We start from the raw sequence: 19,046 nt of genomic DNA, 5'->3' as shown, positions 1-19,046 counted from the left end.
TTATCGTTTCTGGTCTGAACCCGTTGGCGGCGCGCCCAATGACGGTGGCTGCGACAACTTGCTCTTGTCTTCGGTTTTGCCACCTTGGTTTGGCATGCCCGGCATTCCCGGATTGGCGCCCGGCGGCATGGTAGAAGTTGGCACGGCTGGCATCTGGTCTTTCTGTTCGCGTTCGGCGCGTTTGGCCGGTGGTGGCGGCGTTGCGGCTTTCGTGCGTTGTTTGGCTGGCAATTGGTCTGTCACGGATTTGGTGTTGAACGTCGGGTTGGCCAGGTAATCGCCGATGTTCTTCTTCATCTGGACGATTTCATAATTCTGCCCCGAGATGATAATCGGCACATCCGGCACTTTGTATTCCTTGAAATCCTTCAGGATGCCGGCAATGCCTTTGGCGTTTTCCTCGGACACCATGCCGTGGATGACCACGAAATTGTATTCTTCCGTATAGACATCAAAAGACATCTTGAGTTTTTTCCAATCGCGTTCGCCCAAGAATTTCTTGACCTTGTCCACGAGGTTTTTCGTCGCCTTTTCGTTCGGGTCTTTTGCCAGATACAGGATTTTCCAGTTCGATGTTTCCGATGAACTGAATTCCAGCGCGGCCAACGCCGGTACTTCGGTGCCCAGCAAGGCTTCGGCTTCTTTGCCTTCGGCGCTGTTCGGGTAATTGAGCGCCACGAAATTCAAGGCTTTCTTGTATTCTTCCACACCGCGCAATTTGCCGATAGTGCGCGCTTTCAGGATTTCGAGCTTTGGCACGATTTCATCGCCGGTATATTGATCGATGGCTGTTTCCAGATCAACAAGCGTGTTCTTGTAATCGCCTTCGTTATAACGCTTGAACAACCCGTTGTAGGCGGCTTCCGGCGATAGGCTGGCCACGCTTTCTGAATTGGTATTGCTCAAAATTTGGGCATAACGCGAATCCGGGTATTGGTCGATGATGCGGACTTTCATGGCCACGGCTTTGTCTTTGTCGATGATTTCGTAAATCTTGTACAAATGATACATCGATGGCAACACCAATCGTTCCTCAGGCTGGCTGTCTAATAGCTTTTCGAGTTTGTCGGCGGCACGTTTGTATTCCTTGAATTTTTCCTTGTAAATGACGCCCAACTGGTAATACGCGAAGTTGCGTTCCTTGGCAAGGTTGTCGGCTTCTTTTTGTGTCGTCGGCAATTGCCCGATGTAGAACTCCGGCGTGTAGCGCGGTTCGGGTTTGTCTGATTTTGCATCGGCCACGGCATCGTCATCGTCGGCATCATCGTCGGAAGGCTTGTCGGAGTCAGATGATTTCGTTGCGGTCGTACGCCAATTCTCGGCGAGCGCCCTGTTGCCCCATTTTTTCTTGAATTCCGCGATGCCATAGGCTACGGTCGCTTCATTATAGAAATAAAATTGCCCAGCCTGACCTTGCGTGCCGAGGTTTCTCGGTCTGGTCACATCGTCCATTTTTTGCAGGGCCGCATTCGCCGGTTTGTTGTCTGTCTCGTCAAATCTTGCTTTGGCAGCGCGCACACTTTCGCGGCTGTCATCGCCTGAAACGCCACCACTTGCGGCCATCGCTTCCTGTTCCTTGGCTAATTTCTCTGCTTCTTTGCGACGCGCTTCGTCTTCCTTCTTGAGTTGGTCGATGTATTTTTCGTAATACGCGACGCGCTCCGGGCCAGACATCGCCAGCACCGTCAAAATGCTGTCGTTTACCCGCGCAATGCCTTCGTACTTGATGACATCCACGAGATTCTCGCGCTTCTTCTTGATCAGGTTGTATTCGCGGGTGCGTGGCCTGAGTTGTACGAGCGTAGAATCGTAGTAATTCCCCGCGGTCACATATTTGGCTTGGTTGAAATAAATCTCGCCAAGATTGCGGTAATTGGACGCCGTCAGGTATGGGTCGCTCGCTTTCTGGTTGAGCGATGCGTTGTAGAACTTGATGGCCTGCTTGTCATTCTTGTATTTCTCGTAGAATAACGCCATCTGGTGGTTGATCACGCCCAGAAACGGCCTGTTTTCGCGGTCTTCAAGCAGCTTTTTATATTTTTTCAAAAACGCGATCGAGTCGCCGTTTTTCGCGGTGTATTGCTTGGCCTGCCCGGCGTGCGCTTGGATGACGTACACCCGTGGCGATTTGCGTTTCATGTCGATGACCGATTGATACGTGGCAAACGCGCTGTCCGGTTCGTTCATTCGCTCATAGAGCTGCGCGAGGATAAACCGATAACGCGCTTTTTCTTCGTTGGACTTGGTGAACTTTGTGGCCAGCCTCAATTTCGCAATCGCGCTGTCTTTCTGTTCTACGTTCAAATACGCCTGCGCCATCGTAGCGTTGGCATCGGCAAAAATCTGGTCTTTGAACTTGATTTCCTTGAGCAATTTTTCAAGGTTTTGCACGGCCAACACGTCGTTTTCAAGGCGCATATTGGTTTTCTCGCGCCAGATCTTGGCTTCGTAGATTTTGTCGCTTTTCGGGTATTTGTACAACACGTAATTGAACGCATCGAGCGCCGGCAAGTAGCGTTTGTCATAGTAGCGCGCCTTGCCCAGCATGAGATAGGCTTCGTCCATCTGTGGGTTTTTCTCGGTGCCGTCAATGTTCATCGAATGCTTCTGGATGGCTTTGGTGGCTTTCTCTTCGGCACGGGCAAAATTGGCATTCGGTGTGGCGGTTTGCCCCGGCGGCAGCTCCTTCTCTCCGGGTTGCATGCGCTCAATCGGCAAAACCTCCCAGTAATTGTCGGCATAGGTTGTCTTGAGTTCCTCAATGCCTTTGTCGAGCGCAATCCCACCGTTGTACAAGATGTTATACTTGGTGCTCAGCGCGTGCGAATTCCTTGACACGAAAGTATCTTTCCTGACCGAACACGCAATCATGAAAATACAGAAACCGGTAAAGAGAATGTATTTGAGTAAGCTGGTTTTCAATGCAAAAAACGTTTTTATCCTTAACTTTTAAAAGCGGTATTTAGTATACAGACGGGTAAAAATACGTTTCTTTTTGAAACCGCAAGCAATCAGGCATACAAAACGCCGCGAATTCACGAATTCAAAGGTCAAATTCGTGGATTCGCGGTTATTCTTAAACTGCGAAAAATTCCTCCAATTCCTTGAGTGTTTCAGCCGATGTCTGGATGTCTTTCACGACTTGCCCTTTGTTGAGCGCGACGATGCGGCTGCACACTTCCACGGTATGGATCAAGTCGTGGCTCGAGACCAGCACGGTTACATTCGGGTCGTCGGCCAATTCCTTGATGATTTTCTTCAATCGGTTGACGGTTGTCGGGTCAAGATTCGCAAACGGTTCGTCCAGGATGATGACTTCCGGGTTGCCGATGAGCGCCCCGATGATGCCCACTTTCTTCATGTTGCCTTTCGATAGATCGCGCAGGTATTTCCCGCTTTTCAGGATTTCGTTGTTGAAGAATTCCTTGTGTTTTTCCAGCAAGGCATCCACATCGGCTTTATTCTGGCCGCGCAGATCGCCGATGAAGTAGAAATATTCCTCGGCCGTGAGGTAACCGATGATGAAACTTTCGTCGATGAAGGCCGAAGTGAACGGTTTCCAGGCTTCGCTTTTATCGACCTCGACCTTGTTGTTCTTGATGCCGCCGGTGGTAGGCTGGATCAAATCGAGCAAAAGGCTGAAGAACGTGGTTTTCCCCGCGCCGTTGTTGCCTACAAGACCAAAACTTTGGCCTTTCGGGATGTCGAGGTATTCAATGTTCAAAACGGTAATGCCGTTGTATTGTTTGGTGAGGTTTTGCGCTGTAATCATGGTCAATTATTGTTTTGTTTGTAGGCTTGGATGGTGGAATATTTTTCGGTCTTGTACACTTTTTCAATCTTGGCAAAGACTTTATCGCGGAAGATGAACCCGACCACGCCGGTAAGCGCCACGAGTATCAGGCCCAGTTCAGGGGAAACCGCGACGTACCCGATGCCATAGAGCAACATGGGCAAAAGCAGTTTGGGAAGCGAGATGAGCATCGTCTTGGCGTTGAAGGCTTTCTTGTCGCCGAAAGCAGCCTTGCTCGAGGTCAGGTCAACAGGCGTTTTGGTATAAGCGCCGCCAAGCAACACCAGGTGCGAGTTGAAACCCATGTTGTAAATGGCGCCCACGACAATCATCAGATAGATGTGCAGTCCGAAATACAAATAGAACGAAGCCAGGATTGTGGAAATCGCGGTCGCAATGACAATCAACCACCATTTCGATTCCAGGTAACCTTTGTATGGGATGTTCTGGGTCATCATTAAATTGTAGTACGCGCTGTCCCAACTCGGAACGAATTGCCCAAAGGTGAACAGGAATCCGCCGGTGACAAAAATCCCGGCGAACATGTGCATGAACGGGTTGTTATAGGCATCGACGATTTGGGTGAAAAACAACAGTCCGTAAAATAGGAACATCACACTCATGACAATCGTCATCTTCGAGCGTTTGTTGCGTTTGATGAGCCTGATGTCGTTCTTGAGGAATGTACCCATGTTTCCGAATTTGTCAAGCCATTCAAACTGCTCGGTCTTGGCCTGCTCGCGTTTGACCGACAATCCGGTATCGAAATACATCGCATTGACCAGGTATTTGAATGTCACTACATACAGCCCGACCAAGAATGCGACCGGCAAGATAACCATCCAAACGGTATTGAAGACTTTGTCGAAGAACACGAAAGTATATTCGGTGACATCAAAGAGTTTGTAGTATTGCAAACTGCCGAAACCTGCCAGCAGCGCCAGAAAAATGATGAACAAGTAATCTTTGTCGTTGAGCAGAATATTCAGGAAATTGTTGGCGTAAATCAGCGCCATCATGCCCACGAACCACAACGCCACGCTCAACCCGTCGTAGCCTTTGACGAGCATGACAATAGAAAAGGGCAAAAAGAAAAACCAATGGATGGCGTTGAAGAATGACACCAGCATTTTCCCCAGCGCAAAATTCACGATCGTGCCGCGCTTGATTGGCGTCACCAATAGCGGCCGGATGTTGATGACGGGGATTTTCTGCAAGAGCAGCTTGAAGGTCAAGTCGGCCACGAGGTAATAAATCATGAACTTGTTGACGGTTTCAATCGGGCTTAGGTTCATTTCCTCGATGATGAAATACGTGCTGACGCCCAGCACCAGGAAAATGGCCATAAAGTACACGGCCAAGAAACCCATCAGGATTTTCATGGCCAGATTCGTACCCATGGAGGCCGATCGGAAAAAGGCTTTCCATTCGAGCCAGAGGAATTTTTTGATCATTTTGTTGTTGGTTTGGCGAATGAGTGGCTAAATGTAATAAAAAGTTACATCGGTTATGTGCGGCGTCATGGCGAGTTTTGATTAATTTTGCCGAATTACGTTTCCCTATCACTATGTCAACATTCTACAAGCTTTCCATAAACGAAGTCCGCCGCGAAACCCCTGATGCCATTTCGGTTTCCTTTCACATTCCGGCCGAACTCAAACCAACCTACCAATTCACGGCCGGTCAATATGTGACGCTTAAACTCACGCTCGATGGCCAGGAATTGCGCCGCGCCTATTCCATTTGTTCAGCGCCCGGCAGCGGTGAACTACGTGTGTCCATCAAGGCCGTATCAACCGGAGCATTTTCCAAATTTGCCAACACGTCACTCAAGGCCGGCGACATCTTGGAAGTAAGCCCGCCGGAAGGCAAATTCACCTTTGATCCGGAGGCTTCGCGCGTTAAGAATTATGCGGCATTCGCGGCCGGCAGCGGCATTACGCCGGTCATGGCCATTTTGCAATCGGTGCTGGAAAATGAACCGCAGAGTTCATTCGTGTTGGTCTATGGCAACAAATCACCTGAACAGACCATTTTCCATGACCAATTGCACGACTTGCAGCTCAAATACACCGGCAGGTTTTTCGTCTATTTCATGTACAGCCAGGCCAAGGTTGACGGCGCTTTGTTCGGACGGATCGAGCGTTCTACCGTGAATTTCATCCTCAACAACAAGCATAAGGAAATGGAATTCGACAAATTCTACCTGTGCGGTCCGGAAGCCATGATCAATACCGTCAGCGATGTCTTGAAAGAACACAACGTCAAGGAAAAAGACATCAAGTTCGAGTTGTTCTTTGCCGCCACGGCAGACAATAAAATCGAAGCATCACTGGAAGGCCACACCAAGATTACCGTCATGGTTGATGGCGACGAAACCACGTTTGAAATGTCGCAGAAACAGACGCTTCTGGAAGCCGCGCTCAAGCAAGGTTTGGACGCGCCGTATTCGTGCCAGGGCGGCATTTGCAGCAGTTGCATGGCGCGCATCACCAAGGGTTCGGCCGAGATGAAAAAGAACACCATCTTGACCGACGGCGAAATCGCGCAAGGGCTTATTTTGACTTGCCAGGCGCACCCGACTTCTGCTGAAGTGTATGTAGATTATGACGACGTGTAACCCGTGAAATGGCTTCGCCTGATTGGATTGTCCGTGGCATTTTCGCTGCTGGCCTTCAGCGACAACTTTTCGCATACCGAGATCATTTCCTACACGGTAAATCTGCAAAAGCAGGATCTGCAACTGTATTGGAAAGATGACAAGGGCCAAATCATCGGCAACTTCAAGAACCTGCAATCACTCCTCAAGAAAAACCACCGCGAACTCGTATTTGCGATGAACGCCGGCATGTACCGAAAAGACCAGTCGCCGCAAGGCTTGTTCATCCAGCAACGGAAAACAAAGGCGCCTATCGATAACGGCAACGGCAGCGGGAATTTCTACCTAAAACCCAACGGCGTATTTTATTGGGTCGGAAAAAAAGCGCATGTCGTCAAAACCGAGGATTTCCGCATGAAAAACAACATCGATTTCGCCACGCAATCCGGCCCGATGCTGGTCATTGACGGCAAAATCCATTCGGCGTTCAAGGAAGGATCAACCAACCTGAACATCCGTAACGGCGTGGGTATTTTGCCCGACGGAACCATCGTCTTTGCGCTCTCGAAAACGGAAACCAACTTCTATGACTTTGCGAAGTACTTTCAGGAGTTGGGCTGCAAAAATGCGCTGTATTTGGATGGTTTCGTCTCGCGGATGTATTTGCCCGAAAAAAAATGGGTGCAAACTGACGGGAGTTTTGGCGTAATGATCGGCGTGACGAAAAAGCGCTAGTGTTTTATCCGAAAACGATAGCCACAACCAACGCGACCAATACCATTGCTACGAAAAGCAACAACATTTTTTTAAATGAATGCGCCAAGACATATGCGCCGTAACGGTCGTACTTCGAGTCGAAATTATCCGCCAGAAACGCTGCCCGAACTTTGCGGTCCCGGAACTTGAATCGGGCGAAAGCGGCGCCAACCAATGTCAGATACAAATCGCCAAGAATCGTTTTCATCGCGACGCCAACAAAGTATGAATCTTCGCTATGATTGTGTCTGGTGCAATCGTCCGCATCGCGTCTTCATAGCCGGCCACTTTTACATTTCCGTAAACCGAAGTAGGTAATTTCGGGAACTGTTCGCGGTCTGCGGTAAGCGCATTCCCTAACGGCTGCGCGAATGGTGCAAAGCCCGTAAACGGATGCGTCGCGCCCCAAAGCGTCACGGTTTTTACGCCGTACATGGCGGCGATGTGCGCGTTGCCCGAATCCATGCTGAGCATCAAATCGAGGTTTGAAATCAATTGCAATTCCTGCGTGAATTTGATTTTTCCGGCCACGACAATGACGTTTTCACGGCCTTTCGCAAACCGATTTAAAATATCGGTTTCAGCATTGCCCGCGCCGAAGAGGAAGATTCTATCACTGGCATTTTCAGCCAATTGGTCAATGACTTGTTGCATCAGATCTGCCGGATAGACTTTGCCCTGGTGTTGCGCAAACGGTGCGATGCCGATCCATTGGCCTGATTTGGCGCCGGCCAGCGACCGGACGACTTCGTCCATCTGCTTATTGGCCGGAAATATCGGGTGCGACAAATCTATCGGGAAACCCAGCGCGGCAAAGACCTCTGCATGCCGTTCGGTAACGGGTTTGAGAGGCTTGAACACTTTATTCTCTGGACGGATGAGGGCGCGCTTCTCGGCCCGGGCCTTGTCTGTACTAGCGGTGTTTTTCCCTACCATAGCGAACAGCAGGCGAAGGATTTTCGACCGCAATACATTGTGTAAATCGGCAAGCGCATCCACCTTCAATTTGCGCAAATCGCGAAACAGCCTGATGATGCCGGACAATCCGGTGCCGCGTTCGGGTGTGTCGGCTGCCAAGAATGATACATTCGGGATGTCATCGAAAAAAGGCTTGAAAAAACCTTTCGACACGACCGTGATCTTCAACTCAGGGTATTGCGCGACAAGTTGCCGTAAAACAGGAACCGTCATCGCGACATCTCCCATAGCGGAGCGCCTGATGACGGCAATATGTTTGATTTTGTAAGACAATTATTTTTTGCCTTGGTACAATACCGGGTTGAGCGCCTCGTCGTTGTACATTTTCATCTGTTTGTACACCTTCATGTATTTGTCACCCGACGCGATATCGTTGAGCAAATCGTCGATGGCCGAACTCAAGTCGATTTTCTGCTCGAGCAGGATGTCGAGCTTGGTCTGGCAAGCCGCGCGGTGTTCGGGTGTGGCATCAACGCGTGTGGCTTCTTCTCGCATGTGGTAAATCTTGAGCGCCAGGATTGAAAAGCGGTCAATGGCCCAAGCCGGGCTTTCTGAGTTGATCTTGGCCGATGGCTTTGGTGTGACGTCGGCGTATTTCTGGAGGAAATAACTGTCGATGAACTCGACCATGTCCGTACGCTGCTGGTTGTAGGCATCTATGCGGCGCTTGAGTTTCAGGGCTTCCACCGGATCGATTTCTGGGTCGCGGATCAAATCCTCGAAATGCCATTGTACGGTGTCGATCCAGTTTTTGAGATACAGCAAATGTTCGATCTGCTCTTTCGGATACGGGTTCGAGACCGGCTGGTCAATGTTGTCGTGCACGTGGTAATCCTTGATGCACTGCTCGAAGACAGGGAACGCGAGTTGTGAAAACATAGTCTGAATTTTAAAGAGCAAAGATACTTTTTATAATTTTACGTTCTAAATATTTCTTATGCAGATCCATTACATTTCGCAGGAAAACAGCATCCTAAATCACTTTCTAGGACAAATCCGGGACGTCAATGTTCACCACGATTCCATGCGTTTCAGGCGCAACATCGAGCGCATCGGCGAAATCATGGCCTACGAAATGAGCAAGACTTTCAGTTATGCGCCGGTTGACATCCAGACGCCGTTGGGCACGAAACATACCACGCAATTGGCCGACAAGCAAATTCTGTGTTCGATCCTGCGCGCCGGATTGCCCTTGCATTTGGGCTTTTTGAACATCTTCGACAATGCCGAGAACGGATTTGTTTCTGCGTTCCGGCACCATACCGACGACGAGAACCATTTTGACATCGTCGTGGAATACCAGGCGATTCCGGACATCAACGGGAAAAACCTGTTGCTGATTGATCCGATGCTCGCCACAGGGCAATCGATGGTCGCTGTTTTCAACCGGCTGATGCAACGCGGGACGCCCAAGGAAATCCATCTTGCCGTAGTCATTGCCGCGCCGGAAGGCATCGAACACCTGAACCGACACCTGCCGGAAAACGTGCATTTGTGGGTGGCCGCGCTCGACGAAAAACTCAACGAAAAGAACTACATCGTTCCCGGATTGGGCGACGCCGGTGATTTGGCGTATGGGAATAAATTGTAATTGTGTCGTAAACCCGAAAGGTTTTAAAAACCTTTCGGGTTTACGCCCTTACAAAAAAACGATTTCCAAACCACATCGCATTACGGCTTTCCAGTAAAAATCGTTAATCACAACTGCAGGAAAAACAAGAACATTCCTGCCCCAATGACCACCGCCAGGATAATATCTTCCTTGATGGTCGGGTACTTATATTCGATGGTCGCTGTTGCCATAAATGATAGCGGGGCCACGGTAAACACCAGTAAATCGTTGCTCTTTACAGGCGAAATCAGAAAAATTACCACCCCAATAAAGAACGACGCCACGATTTTTTTATACGACGATTGCAACTGCAGCGGGCGATGGCCTAATGTGAAAACCATCGCTGCGGTAAAATACAAGGCCATGACCGCATACGTTGATAGGGCAATGTTTTGCGATTGGTCGGTGAAATAATCAATGGATACATTGGTTTGCATCTTCTCCTGCAAATGTTCAAAGACAGACGCATCGAACATATACGCATACAACATGAACAATGTGGCAATGGCCAAAAAAGCCATGAAGGGCAAAATCCAGTTGCGATAGTCGCGGGAAACGTGGAACAGGATCGAGATGAACACCAAAGCAATGAACAGGATGCTCCAAAAGTGGAACAACGCCGCGACGAAAATCCAGAGCGAGGCATCAAAGATCTTTTCCTTGGAAGCCTTCAACGAATGCAACGACACCAACCGGCGCAACGCCAGGAGAATAAAAAAGTGGGACAAAATCAGGTTCGGGCTGTCGAATAACGACGGGAAACAAACCAAAAACATCAGGTAGCAAACCACTGTGTAAGCGCTGTCACGGCTGATGGTGTTCTTCTTGACGATGAAATTCGCGGTGAACATCGAGAACAAAATCACGAGCCATAACCCTGTCTTTTCCAGCCAATTGACCGAGCCTATTAGTCGGTACACATGCCCGAACTGGTACATGAAAAAGAGAACGGTTGCGGCAATAATGACCAGTGCATAGTTCAGCGGCGTAGATTTTCGAAAAAGACTTGTGAGCATTAGGATATTTTATACTTTTGTAAATGTAAAAATAACGCTCATAAAAATGAAAGCATTTTTCGAAGGAATCCAGACACTGTTCGTTGACTATCTTTTTGCGCCGCTTGATTTCCTCAGGCATACCGAGCCATCAACCTGGTGGGGCGCCAACACGATGAACTGGATTTTTATGATCATTTGTGCCGGTGCTACCTACTATTGGTGCAAACAGCTCAAGCTGCACAAAGACAACGGGGAAGAAAACCAAGATACTACGGCGCACTCGTTCCTAAAATAAGAACCCATTTAAGCGTTTTCAGCTTGGCTGCAAGTACTTAAATAAGTTCTAAGTCGAAGCCGATATCTTTTCTATAATACATCTTATCAAAACTGATCATCGAAAGGCTTTGGTAAGATTTTTTTATGGCCGAATCAAACGTATCGCCATACGAAGTCACGGCCAGCACGCGGCCGCCGTTTGAGACGACTTGATTGTTTTCTAGTTTTGTCCCGGCGTGGAAGACGATGGATTCCGTGACGTTCTCTATCCCTGAAATCACTTTCCCTTTTTCGTAATCTTCCGGATAACCGCCAGAAACCATCATAATTGTGGCGGCGCTTCGCGGATCGATTTCCAAATCGACTTCATCCAGTTTTTGCTCAGATACGGCCGTAAACAATTCCAACAAATCGGATTGCAGGCGTGGCATGACGACTTCAGTTTCCGGATCGCCCATGCGCACGTTGTATTCGATGACAAACGGTTCGCCTTTCACTTTAATCAGACCGATAAACACAAAACCTTTGTATTCGATACCGTCTTTCTGCAAACCGGCAATGGTTGGTTTCACAATACGGGTTTCGATTTTCTCCATCAGCACGTCATCGGCAAACGGAACCGGTGAAACCGCGCCCATGCCGCCGGTATTCAAACCCGTGTCGCCTTCTCCGATGCGCTTGTAGTCTTTCGCGGTCGGCAGTATTTTGTAGTTCTTTCCGTCAGTCAGGACAAAACAACTCAATTCGATGCCGTCGAGGAATTCCTCGATGACGACCTTCGCGCTCGCACTCCCGAACTTCTCGCCTTCGAGCATCAACCGCAATTCTGCTTTGGCTTCTTCCAATCCGGCCAGAATCACGACACCTTTCCCTGCGGCCAATCCATCGGCCTTCAACACGTACGGCGGTTGCAGGGTTTCCAAAAATTTGCAGCCTTGGTCAACCGTTTCTTTGGTAAAACTCTCGTATGCTGCGGTCGGGATGTTGTGGCGCATTAGGAATTGCTTCGCGAATTCCTTGCTACCTTCGAGCGCCGCGCCTTGTTTGGACGGCCCAATGACCGGAATGTGTTGTAGCGCTTCGTCGCTTTGAAAGAAATCGTAAATGCCCTGCACCAAAGGATCTTCCGGGCCAACCACAACCATATCTACGCTTTCGCGGATGCAAAACGCTTTGAGGGAATGGAAATCTACCGGGCTGAGATCAACATTGGAAGCAATCGCGGCGGTTCCGGCGTTACCGGGCGCAACGAACAATTGGGTGCAATTCTGGCTTTGGAGGATTTTCCAGGCGAGTGCATGTTCGCGGCCGCCCGATCCGAGGAGTAATACAGTCATAATGTTGTGTTGTCGCGCAAAATTAGCCCGTTTTGCCCTGAAATAAAATTAAATCCAAAAAAGTTTTCGCCTCATTTGCCGCACTCGCCAGAAATAGTAATTTTGGACAAATCCTTTACCCATGAACGAAACGTGTAGAAACTGCCAGCACGAGGTTGTGGCGAATTTCTGTGGCAATTGCGGCCAGAAAAAACACAAGCGCATCGATGGCAAATACATCAAGGATGAGATGCAGTATGTGCTCATCCATACCAACAAAGGACTTTTCTACAGCATCAAGAAAATCATGCGCGCACCCGGCACGACGGCTTTGGAATTTATCCACGGCAACCGGGTAAATCATTACAAGCCCATTCTGTTGGTATTCTTGCTTGCCGGTATTTCGGCGTTCATTACCAACGCTTTCATCCATCCGCTTGAAGTGCAGCAAAAATTCAACGAGATGCAAAACGTGAAAAGCACTTTCGCCGATGGCTTCTCCGCGAGCTTTATGAAATACCAAGCCATTTTCATGTTGCTGTCGGTTCCTTTTGCCGCTATTTTTTCTTGGATTTCATTCAAAAAATGGGGACTAAATTACTGCGAGCACGTCATTGCCAATTCCTATTTCTACGCGGCGACACTCATTTTCAGCATCACGGTGACTTTGCCGATCCAGTATTTTCTTCGTGAAAGTCCAATGTTGTTTGTAATGATTCCGTCCGTGCTGTCATTGTTTTCGATGTTTGGGATCGGAATCTGGTTTTTCGTCCAGCTATATCCAGACAAACCGACCGGCCCAATCATCTTGCGGTTGATATTGACATTCGTGTTGATGTTCGGGACAATAATGGTATTGGCCTTGGGCGGCACGCTGTTATACTTGCTTTTAAATCCGGAAGTATTAGAAACCATGAAAGCGGCCCAGCCAAAATAAAATGCCTAAAATATTCGACATCTCGCTCCAACTCAATGGCTTCCCCATCGGTAAGGCACGCGAGCAATTGTCGGAAATATTGGCCGTGCCCGAGGCTGAATATCAAGCCTTCATCGACCAGAAAAAACGGGAAATCGTGGCGTACCACCAAATGCGCAATAAGCTGTATCAGGACATCGCGGGCCGCGAGCCGATTCAAGATTGGGCCTCGGTGCCCATCATGAAAAAAGCGGATTTGCAACGGCCACTCCGGGAACGGCTTTCTGACGGCTACACCGAGAAGAATGTTTTTATCAACAAGACGTCCGGATCCAGTGGCGACCCGATGGTTTTCGCCAAGGACAAACCCTGCCACGCGTTGATCTGGGCCAACATCATGCGGCGCTGGAACTGGCACGGTATCGATTACAACACCTCTTTACAGGCGCGATTCTACGGCCGGACGCTGGACTTTGTGGCCGGGCTGAAACTCAAACTCAAGGACGTGTTGAGCCGCCGGTACCGGTTTGACATCTTCGATTTTTCGGATGCCGGCATGGCGCGGATGGTCGATGTGTTCCGTAGAAAGAAATTCGATTACATCAACGGCTATACGAATTCAATCGTGCTGCTGGCCAAATACCTCAAGGACAGAAACCTCATTTTGAAAGACGTTTGCCCGACGCTCAAAGTCTGCATCACGACTTCTGAAATGCTGTTCGAAAAAGACCGGAAGTTGCTCGAAACCCAACTCGGCTTGCCTGTCGTGAACGAATATGGCGCAGCCGAACTGGATTTGATTGCCATGGAAAACGCTTCGGGAGAATGGCAGGTGAACGCCGAAACCTGTTTCGTGGAAATCGTGGACGACGCCGGAAACATCCTGCCCTACGGACAACAAGGCCGCATCATCGTGACGTTGTTGTACAACAAAGCACACCCGATGATCCGGTACGATGTGAACGACATCGGCATATTGGATGAAAAAAGCACCGCCAAGAAACCAATCCTGAAAAAACTCATCGGGCGCTCCAATGATGTGGCTATTTTGCCGAGCGGGAAACGGTCTCCGGGCATGACGTTTTATTCCATCACAAAAAAGCTCTTTGACGATGACGGAAATGTCAAGGAATTTACGATCAAGCAAATAAAAACCGATACTTTTGACATCGATTACGTCAGTGAACGGCCGCTCAACGAAACCGAGATGACACACTATTCAAATGTGTTGTGCGATTATCTCGAACCCGGACTGGCGTTCCGTTTCCATCGTACTGACGTATCGGAACGCGGGAAAAGCGGCAAGCTCAAACAATTTACCTCGCTCGTCCAATGAAAAAATTGATTGTTATAGTAATCGTAATTTTTTCGCTTTCCGGCTTTGCGCAACCGCAGCCCGAAATTGTTGCACCGATGACCGGACAGCGCATGATTCCGGCTATCATCGACGGAAAATACCAGATCACGATTTTCCTCCAATATGAGGACGCCGATATGGACGCCCGATCGGTCTATTCGGTCAGCGGCTGGTATGTCTACGACAACAAGCAGATCAGGATTCCGCTCGTCGGGATTTACTGCAACGGATTGACGCTGTATAGTTTTGCATCGGACGAAAAACGAAACCAGGTGACGACGCTGCAAGTCGAGGGCAACAACGTCTGGGAACGCGCTGAAAAACTGCAAAATCTGAGCGGATATGACGAAAAATTTACCTTTGCGCATGAAGGCGATTGTTTGGTCGGAAGTTGGCAAAAAGGGAACAGGAAACTGCCCGTCGGCGGCGTATCGGCTGACGAAATTGCCGTCTGGAAAGAACGGGAATTCCTGCGCATCCCGCAAAAAGAGGAAGACGTTTGGATTGACCTGCGCCAATTGAACCTGTACATTCACGATTTTACGCTCGAAGGTTTTTACCGCGGCAAGGAAGAAAATCGCGCGTTGCTCAAATACGATTGCCCGTCGCGCGACAATGTGCAAGGCATGTGCGGCGCCGGACAGGAAATCGGTTACGTCACGTTGCACTTCGACGAAGTGATGAATCTCGAATCAATAGATGACGATCGCGTGGAAAGCTGTCTGAATGGCTTTACCCACGAAACCGATACAAAAGATCCGAACAAAATTATTGTCTCTCCTTTCGGCGACAAACCCAAGGTATATTACCGAATCGATGCCGCCAAGGCGCAAATCATTAAACTGAAGCAATGAACATCACGATAGTTGCCGGCGCACGCCCGAATTTCATCAAGATTGCCCCGATCATCAAGGCGATTGAAGCCGCGCACACCGCCGGAAACCAAATCAATTACCGGTTGGTGCATACCGGCCAGCATTACGACAAAAACCTCAGCGATACTTTTTTTGAAGAACTAAACATCCCGCAGCCACACGCCAATCTGGAAGTGAAAAGCGGTTCGCAAGCCATACAGACTGCAGCGATCATGGTGGCTTTCGAGAAAGAACTCGAACAACACCCGTGTGATCTGGTCTTGGTTGTGGGCGATGTGAATTCCACCATGGCCTGCGCGATCGTCGCCAAGAAAATGCACATCAAGGTCGCGCACGTGGAAGCCGGCATCCGGTCTGGCGACATGGAAATGCCCGAAGAAATCAACCGCATTGTTACGGATTCGATTACGGATTATTTCTTTACCACATCAACGACTGCGGGCGAAAACCTGCTCAAATACGGTGCGGACAAAAACCACATCCATTTCGTGGGCAACGTCATGATCGATACGCTGCTGGGTAATCTCGACCGCATCAAAAAACCGGATTTCTGGGAAGCGTTCCGGCTTGAAAAAGACAATTATGTCATCCTGACGTTGCACCGGCCATCGAACGTAGATGAAGAACAATCATTGGTGAAACTCCTACAGGGCATCGATAACATGTGCGAAGGCAAAAAGGTGATTTTCCCGATTCACCCCAGGACGAAAGCCATTTTGGGCGAACAAAACCTCAACTTGAAAAACATCCTGTTCACCGAGCCGCAAGGTTATCTGAACTTCATGTATCTGATCAAAAATGCCTTTGCGGTGATTACCGATTCGGGCGGCATTTCAGAAGAAACAACCGTGTTGAAAATCCCGTGCTTTACGATGCGCACCACAACCGAACGGCCTGAAACGCAAACCATTGGCACCAATACACTCGTGGGCGTCAAACTGGAAAACCTTGCGTCGGCCTACACCTCTTTCTTAAAGAACGGACCACGCGACAGCGGCATTCCAGAGCTTTGGGACGGACGCGCGTCGGTACGCATCGTGGAAATCCTACTCCGGAAATGACCGAGCCAATCCTCATCATATCCAACTATTATCCGCCGGAAAAAGGCGCGGCGGCCAACCGCATCGAACAGCTTGCGTTGAAATTGCAACAAAACGGCTACGAGGTTAAAGTGGTGTGCCCATTGGCGAATTACCCGAAGGGCGCGTTGTTTCCCGATTACAAAGGCAAATTCTCGGTGCGCGAAAACCTGCGCGGCATTGCGGTGAAACGACTCTGGATTTACCCGAGCAACAGCAAAAACATCCTGAAGCGGATTGTGTCGATTTTGTCCTTTTCGGTCGGGTTGTTCTTCCATTTGCTTTTCGGAAAATTGCCCCAGAAAGTCGTCGTGCAATCGCCGCCGCTGCTGCTGTCGTTCATCGCCGTCACGGTGCTGTCTTGGCGCGGACGCAAAATCATACTCAATGTTTCTGATTTGTGGCCGTCTGCAGCCATCGAACTCGGCGTCTTGAAAAAGGATTCGTTTTCGCACAAACGCCTGCTTTGGATTGAAAAATCGATTTACCGGAAAGCCACGCTCGTGCTGGGCCAATCCAACGAAATCATCAGCCATGTGCAAGGCATCGTCCCGAATAAACCGTGCTTTCTCTACCGAAATTTCCCCGAACACGAACCTGGGTTCTCACCCAAAGAAAGCGGGCAGCACATCAGGCTTTTTTATGCGGGATTGCTCGGTGTGGCGCAAGGTGTTCTCGAATCGTGCGACAAGATGCAATTGTCCGGACTGAACATCGAATTCCACATCTTCGGCGACGGTGCCGAAAAAGCACAGATCGAAGCTTACATCGCGTCGCATCCCGAAAAAAACATTCGGTTCCACGGCATGCTGGAACGCCAGGCATTACACGGGATGTTGGAGACTTTTGACATTGCATTCGTACCGCTCACCACAAGGATTTACGGTTCGGTGCCATCGAAAATCTTCGAATACGGCGCGCTCGGCTTGCCACTGTTGTATTTCGGTGGTGGCGAAGGCGGCGACATTGTTCGGGAAAATAACCTTGGCTGGGTGGCCGAAGTAGGCGATTTTGACGATTTGAACGCCAAGCTCCGCGAGATTGCTACGCTTGACAAGTTACACATCGCATCGATGAAAAAACAAGTGTTCGAAACGGCTTCTCGGGAATTCAACCTCGACGCGCAAATGGCCGGATTGATTGAAAAGCGCGTGTTTTAGTAGGCTTTCTCTTCGCCCTTAAAAATGTTGATGACGGTTTGGACGATGATCTTCAGGTCGAGGAACAACGACCAATTCTCTATGTAGAATACGTCAAACTTGATCCGGTTGACCATGTCTTCGTCGGTCTCGATTTCGCCGCGATAGCCTTTCACCTGCGCCAATCCGGTAATGCCTGGTTTCACGTAGTGGCGCACCATGTATCGCTTGATCCGGTTGCCATAAGCTTTATTTTGCGACCATAAGTGCGGACGCGGCCCAACGACAGACATGTCGCCCAACAATACATTGATGAATTGCGGGAGTTCGTCCAAGCTTGTTTTGCGGAGAAACCGCCCGACTTTGGTGACGCGTGGGTCATTCTTCGAGGCTTCACGCTCAGTGGTCTTGTTGATGCGCATCGAGCGGAATTTATAACAGAAAAATTCGGTTTCATTCAACCCGGGACGGCCTTGCTTGAAAAATACCGGGCCACGTGATTCGAGCTTGATCAATATGGCCAGAAGCGGCGTAAGCCAAGACAAGAGCAAGACAATCACCAAAAACGAAAAAACAATGTCGAAAGCGCGTTTAAAGGCTTTGGTCACCGGGTCGTGCAACATGGTTTTGCGCAGCGAAAGCACCGGAAACATTTCGTAGTAGTCAATTTTCAGGTTTTTGGAGAAAATCTCCTTCGTGTCGGGAATGAACTTGAGCGTTTTGTTTTGCTCGTCGGCGAAATCGACTAAGTCCTTAAGTTGGTCATTGCTGATTTCGTTGAGCGAACAATAAATCTCATCGACGTTGTTGGCGATGACAAATGGTTTTACGTCATCGATTTTTCCCTTGATATTCGGGTTGGTTTTCTTGTCCGAGAAAAATGCCATGAACCGGTAGCCGTAATCGTTCCTGGTCATGAAAACTTCCTTGAGATTGATGGCTTCGGGCGTATAGCCAATGATGACCGCGCTGCGGAAGTTACTGCCGGTAACGATGCGGTATTTCTTTAAGTAGTAAAACCACATCGTCTTAGACAAGGTAATGACGGCAAACGACACGCTAAGACAAATGGCGATGGCCTTTCCGCTGAAGATGGATTGCTTCGAAAACGGAAAATACGCAATAACTACGAGCAGGAAAATGGCGCCTTGCTTGACGAGCTTCGACAGGATTTCGACGGGCGTCGTAAAGCGATAAATGCTGTAAAACTTGACAATATAGGCAATCAGCAACCACGCGATGACTTGATACAATAAGTAAATGTGGAAATCCAGCCGTAAATCACGGTAGAAATATAGCGCAAAGACGGTAATTACGGCCAAATCAAAAAACACGCTGATTGGCCGGATGTA

General features: G+C 49.1%; 18 protein-coding genes. 9 read left to right on the top strand and 9 right to left on the bottom strand.

All coding sequences use genetic code 11. The annotated features are described in order from the left end of the window. From porW to ACM9J1_RS03485, 3 genes are all read right to left on the bottom strand, one after another. Positions 1-2,922: a type IX secretion system periplasmic lipoprotein PorW/SprE gene (porW, locus tag ACM9J1_RS03495; protein WP_415580548.1), complete on the bottom strand. Its 2,922-nt coding sequence runs from the start codon at positions 2,920-2,922 to the stop codon at positions 1-3. A gap of 154 nt (positions 2,923-3,076) precedes the next feature. After that, the gene (locus tag ACM9J1_RS03490; protein ID WP_415580547.1) at positions 3,077-3,772 is read right to left on the bottom strand and encodes an ABC transporter ATP-binding protein; all 696 of its coding nucleotides are present in this window, start codon (positions 3,770-3,772) and stop codon (positions 3,077-3,079) included. Between the two features lie 2 nt (positions 3,773-3,774). Continuing rightward, entirely contained in the window at positions 3,775-5,247 is a 1,473-nt protein-coding gene (locus ACM9J1_RS03485) for a DUF5687 family protein (protein ID WP_415580546.1), read from the bottom strand. Positions 5,248-5,360: 113 nt separating this feature from the next. Between ACM9J1_RS03485 and ACM9J1_RS03480 the strand changes: the two genes are divergently transcribed. Beyond that, positions 5,361-6,413: a 2Fe-2S iron-sulfur cluster-binding protein gene (locus tag ACM9J1_RS03480; RefSeq protein ID WP_415580545.1), complete on the top strand. Its 1,053-nt coding sequence runs from the start codon at positions 5,361-5,363 to the stop codon at positions 6,411-6,413. A 3-nt stretch (positions 6,414-6,416) separates the two neighbouring features. Beyond that, a complete protein-coding gene (locus ACM9J1_RS03475) occupies positions 6,417-7,127 on the top strand; it encodes a phosphodiester glycosidase family protein (protein ID WP_415580544.1) in 711 nt (236 codons plus the stop codon). Positions 7,128-7,131: 4 nt separating this feature from the next. On the opposite strand, the gene ACM9J1_RS03470 is transcribed toward ACM9J1_RS03475, so the two are convergent. The 3 genes from ACM9J1_RS03470 to ACM9J1_RS03460 are packed head-to-tail and all read right to left on the bottom strand — an operon-like array spanning position 7,132 to position 9,005. Beyond that, positions 7,132-7,356 carry a hypothetical protein gene (locus ACM9J1_RS03470; RefSeq protein ID WP_415580543.1) on the bottom strand — a complete coding sequence of 75 codons (225 nt, stop codon included), beginning with the start codon at positions 7,354-7,356 and terminating at the stop codon, positions 7,132-7,134. After that, positions 7,353-8,399, bottom strand: coding sequence for a glycosyltransferase family 9 protein (locus ACM9J1_RS03465; protein WP_415580542.1), 1,047 nt, complete (start codon positions 8,397-8,399; stop codon positions 7,353-7,355). The genes ACM9J1_RS03470 and ACM9J1_RS03465 overlap by 4 nt, the downstream gene beginning before the upstream one ends. Further along, entirely contained in the window at positions 8,400-9,005 is a 606-nt protein-coding gene (locus ACM9J1_RS03460; protein WP_415580541.1) for a DUF4254 domain-containing protein, read from the bottom strand. A gap of 58 nt (positions 9,006-9,063) precedes the next feature. Between ACM9J1_RS03460 and upp the strand changes: the two genes are divergently transcribed. Next, positions 9,064-9,717, top strand: coding sequence for a uracil phosphoribosyltransferase (upp, locus tag ACM9J1_RS03455; RefSeq protein ID WP_415580540.1), 654 nt, complete (start codon positions 9,064-9,066; stop codon positions 9,715-9,717). A 107-nt stretch (positions 9,718-9,824) separates the two neighbouring features. Here the strand turns inward: upp and ACM9J1_RS03450 are convergent, their stop codons facing one another. Next, positions 9,825-10,754 (bottom strand): DUF6427 family protein, encoded by a 930-nt coding sequence (locus ACM9J1_RS03450; protein ID WP_415580539.1) that lies wholly within the window; start codon positions 10,752-10,754, stop codon positions 9,825-9,827. A 46-nt stretch (positions 10,755-10,800) separates the two neighbouring features. Between ACM9J1_RS03450 and ACM9J1_RS03445 the strand changes: the two genes are divergently transcribed. Continuing rightward, positions 10,801-11,031 (top strand): DUF6341 family protein, encoded by a 231-nt coding sequence (locus tag ACM9J1_RS03445; RefSeq protein WP_415580538.1) that lies wholly within the window; start codon positions 10,801-10,803, stop codon positions 11,029-11,031. A 37-nt stretch (positions 11,032-11,068) separates the two neighbouring features. Here ACM9J1_RS03445 and purD read toward each other — a convergent pair whose 3' ends face one another. After that, entirely contained in the window at positions 11,069-12,349 is a 1,281-nt protein-coding gene (gene purD, locus ACM9J1_RS03440; protein WP_415580537.1) for a phosphoribosylamine--glycine ligase, read from the bottom strand. 121 nt (positions 12,350-12,470) lie between these two features. On the opposite strand from purD, the gene ACM9J1_RS03435 reads away from it, so the two are divergent. From ACM9J1_RS03435 to ACM9J1_RS03415, 5 genes are read left to right on the top strand one after another with little or no spacing between them, the layout of a single operon-like run. Beyond that, positions 12,471-13,265 (top strand): DUF3667 domain-containing protein, encoded by a 795-nt coding sequence (locus ACM9J1_RS03435; protein ID WP_415580536.1) that lies wholly within the window; start codon positions 12,471-12,473, stop codon positions 13,263-13,265. A 1-nt stretch (position 13,266) separates the two neighbouring features. Further along, positions 13,267-14,580 carry a phenylacetate--CoA ligase family protein gene (locus ACM9J1_RS03430; protein WP_415580535.1) on the top strand — a complete coding sequence of 438 codons (1,314 nt, stop codon included), beginning with the start codon at positions 13,267-13,269 and terminating at the stop codon, positions 14,578-14,580. Then, positions 14,577-15,455 (top strand): hypothetical protein, encoded by an 879-nt coding sequence (locus tag ACM9J1_RS03425; protein WP_415580534.1) that lies wholly within the window; start codon positions 14,577-14,579, stop codon positions 15,453-15,455. Before ACM9J1_RS03430 ends, ACM9J1_RS03425 begins: the two co-directional genes overlap by 4 nt. Further along, positions 15,452-16,537, top strand: a complete 1,086-nt coding sequence (wecB, locus tag ACM9J1_RS03420) for a non-hydrolyzing UDP-N-acetylglucosamine 2-epimerase (RefSeq protein ID WP_415580533.1) — start codon at positions 15,452-15,454, stop codon at positions 16,535-16,537. Before ACM9J1_RS03425 ends, wecB begins: the two co-directional genes overlap by 4 nt. After that, complete coding sequence (locus ACM9J1_RS03415; RefSeq protein WP_415580532.1) at positions 16,534-17,715, top strand: glycosyltransferase family 4 protein; 1,182 nt, start codon at positions 16,534-16,536, stop codon at positions 17,713-17,715. The genes wecB and ACM9J1_RS03415 overlap by 4 nt, the downstream gene beginning before the upstream one ends. On the opposite strand, the gene ACM9J1_RS03410 is transcribed toward ACM9J1_RS03415, so the two are convergent. Next, complete coding sequence (locus ACM9J1_RS03410) at positions 17,712-19,028, bottom strand: undecaprenyl-phosphate glucose phosphotransferase (protein ID WP_415580531.1); 1,317 nt, start codon at positions 19,026-19,028, stop codon at positions 17,712-17,714. The two genes, ACM9J1_RS03415 and ACM9J1_RS03410, sit on opposite strands and share 4 nt — an antisense overlap. Positions 19,029-19,046 lie beyond the last annotated feature (18 nt).

It is taken from the genome of Flavobacterium longum, assembly GCF_965137575.1.
GTDB lineage: Bacteria > Bacteroidota > Bacteroidia > Flavobacteriales > Flavobacteriaceae > Flavobacterium > Flavobacterium longum.
This window is presented reverse-complemented; position numbering and strand designations above follow the sequence as displayed.

Excerpts from the sequence above, each read along its gene's own strand:
- ACM9J1_RS03490 (WP_415580547.1), bottom strand. The coding sequence starts at position 3,772 with ATGATTACAGCGCAAAACCTCACCAAACAATACAACGGCATTACCGTT.
- ACM9J1_RS03485 (WP_415580546.1), bottom strand. The coding sequence starts at position 5,247 with ATGATCAAAAAATTCCTCTGGCTCGAATGGAAAGCCTTTTTCCGATCG.
- ACM9J1_RS03480 (WP_415580545.1), top strand. The coding sequence starts at position 5,361 with ATGTCAACATTCTACAAGCTTTCCATAAACGAAGTCCGCCGCGAAACC.
- ACM9J1_RS03470 (WP_415580543.1), bottom strand. The coding sequence starts at position 7,356 with ATGAAAACGATTCTTGGCGATTTGTATCTGACATTGGTTGGCGCCGCT.
- ACM9J1_RS03460 (WP_415580541.1), bottom strand. The coding sequence starts at position 9,005 with ATGTTTTCACAACTCGCGTTCCCTGTCTTCGAGCAGTGCATCAAGGAT.
- upp (WP_415580540.1), top strand. The coding sequence starts at position 9,064 with ATGCAGATCCATTACATTTCGCAGGAAAACAGCATCCTAAATCACTTT.
- ACM9J1_RS03450 (WP_415580539.1), bottom strand. The coding sequence starts at position 10,754 with ATGCTCACAAGTCTTTTTCGAAAATCTACGCCGCTGAACTATGCACTG.
- ACM9J1_RS03445 (WP_415580538.1), top strand. The coding sequence starts at position 10,801 with ATGAAAGCATTTTTCGAAGGAATCCAGACACTGTTCGTTGACTATCTT.
- purD (WP_415580537.1), bottom strand. The coding sequence starts at position 12,349 with ATGACTGTATTACTCCTCGGATCGGGCGGCCGCGAACATGCACTCGCC.
- ACM9J1_RS03435 (WP_415580536.1), top strand. The coding sequence starts at position 12,471 with ATGAACGAAACGTGTAGAAACTGCCAGCACGAGGTTGTGGCGAATTTC.
- ACM9J1_RS03430 (WP_415580535.1), top strand. The coding sequence starts at position 13,267 with ATGCCTAAAATATTCGACATCTCGCTCCAACTCAATGGCTTCCCCATC.
- ACM9J1_RS03425 (WP_415580534.1), top strand. The coding sequence starts at position 14,577 with ATGAAAAAATTGATTGTTATAGTAATCGTAATTTTTTCGCTTTCCGGC.
- wecB (WP_415580533.1), top strand. The coding sequence starts at position 15,452 with ATGAACATCACGATAGTTGCCGGCGCACGCCCGAATTTCATCAAGATT.
- ACM9J1_RS03415 (WP_415580532.1), top strand. The coding sequence starts at position 16,534 with ATGACCGAGCCAATCCTCATCATATCCAACTATTATCCGCCGGAAAAA.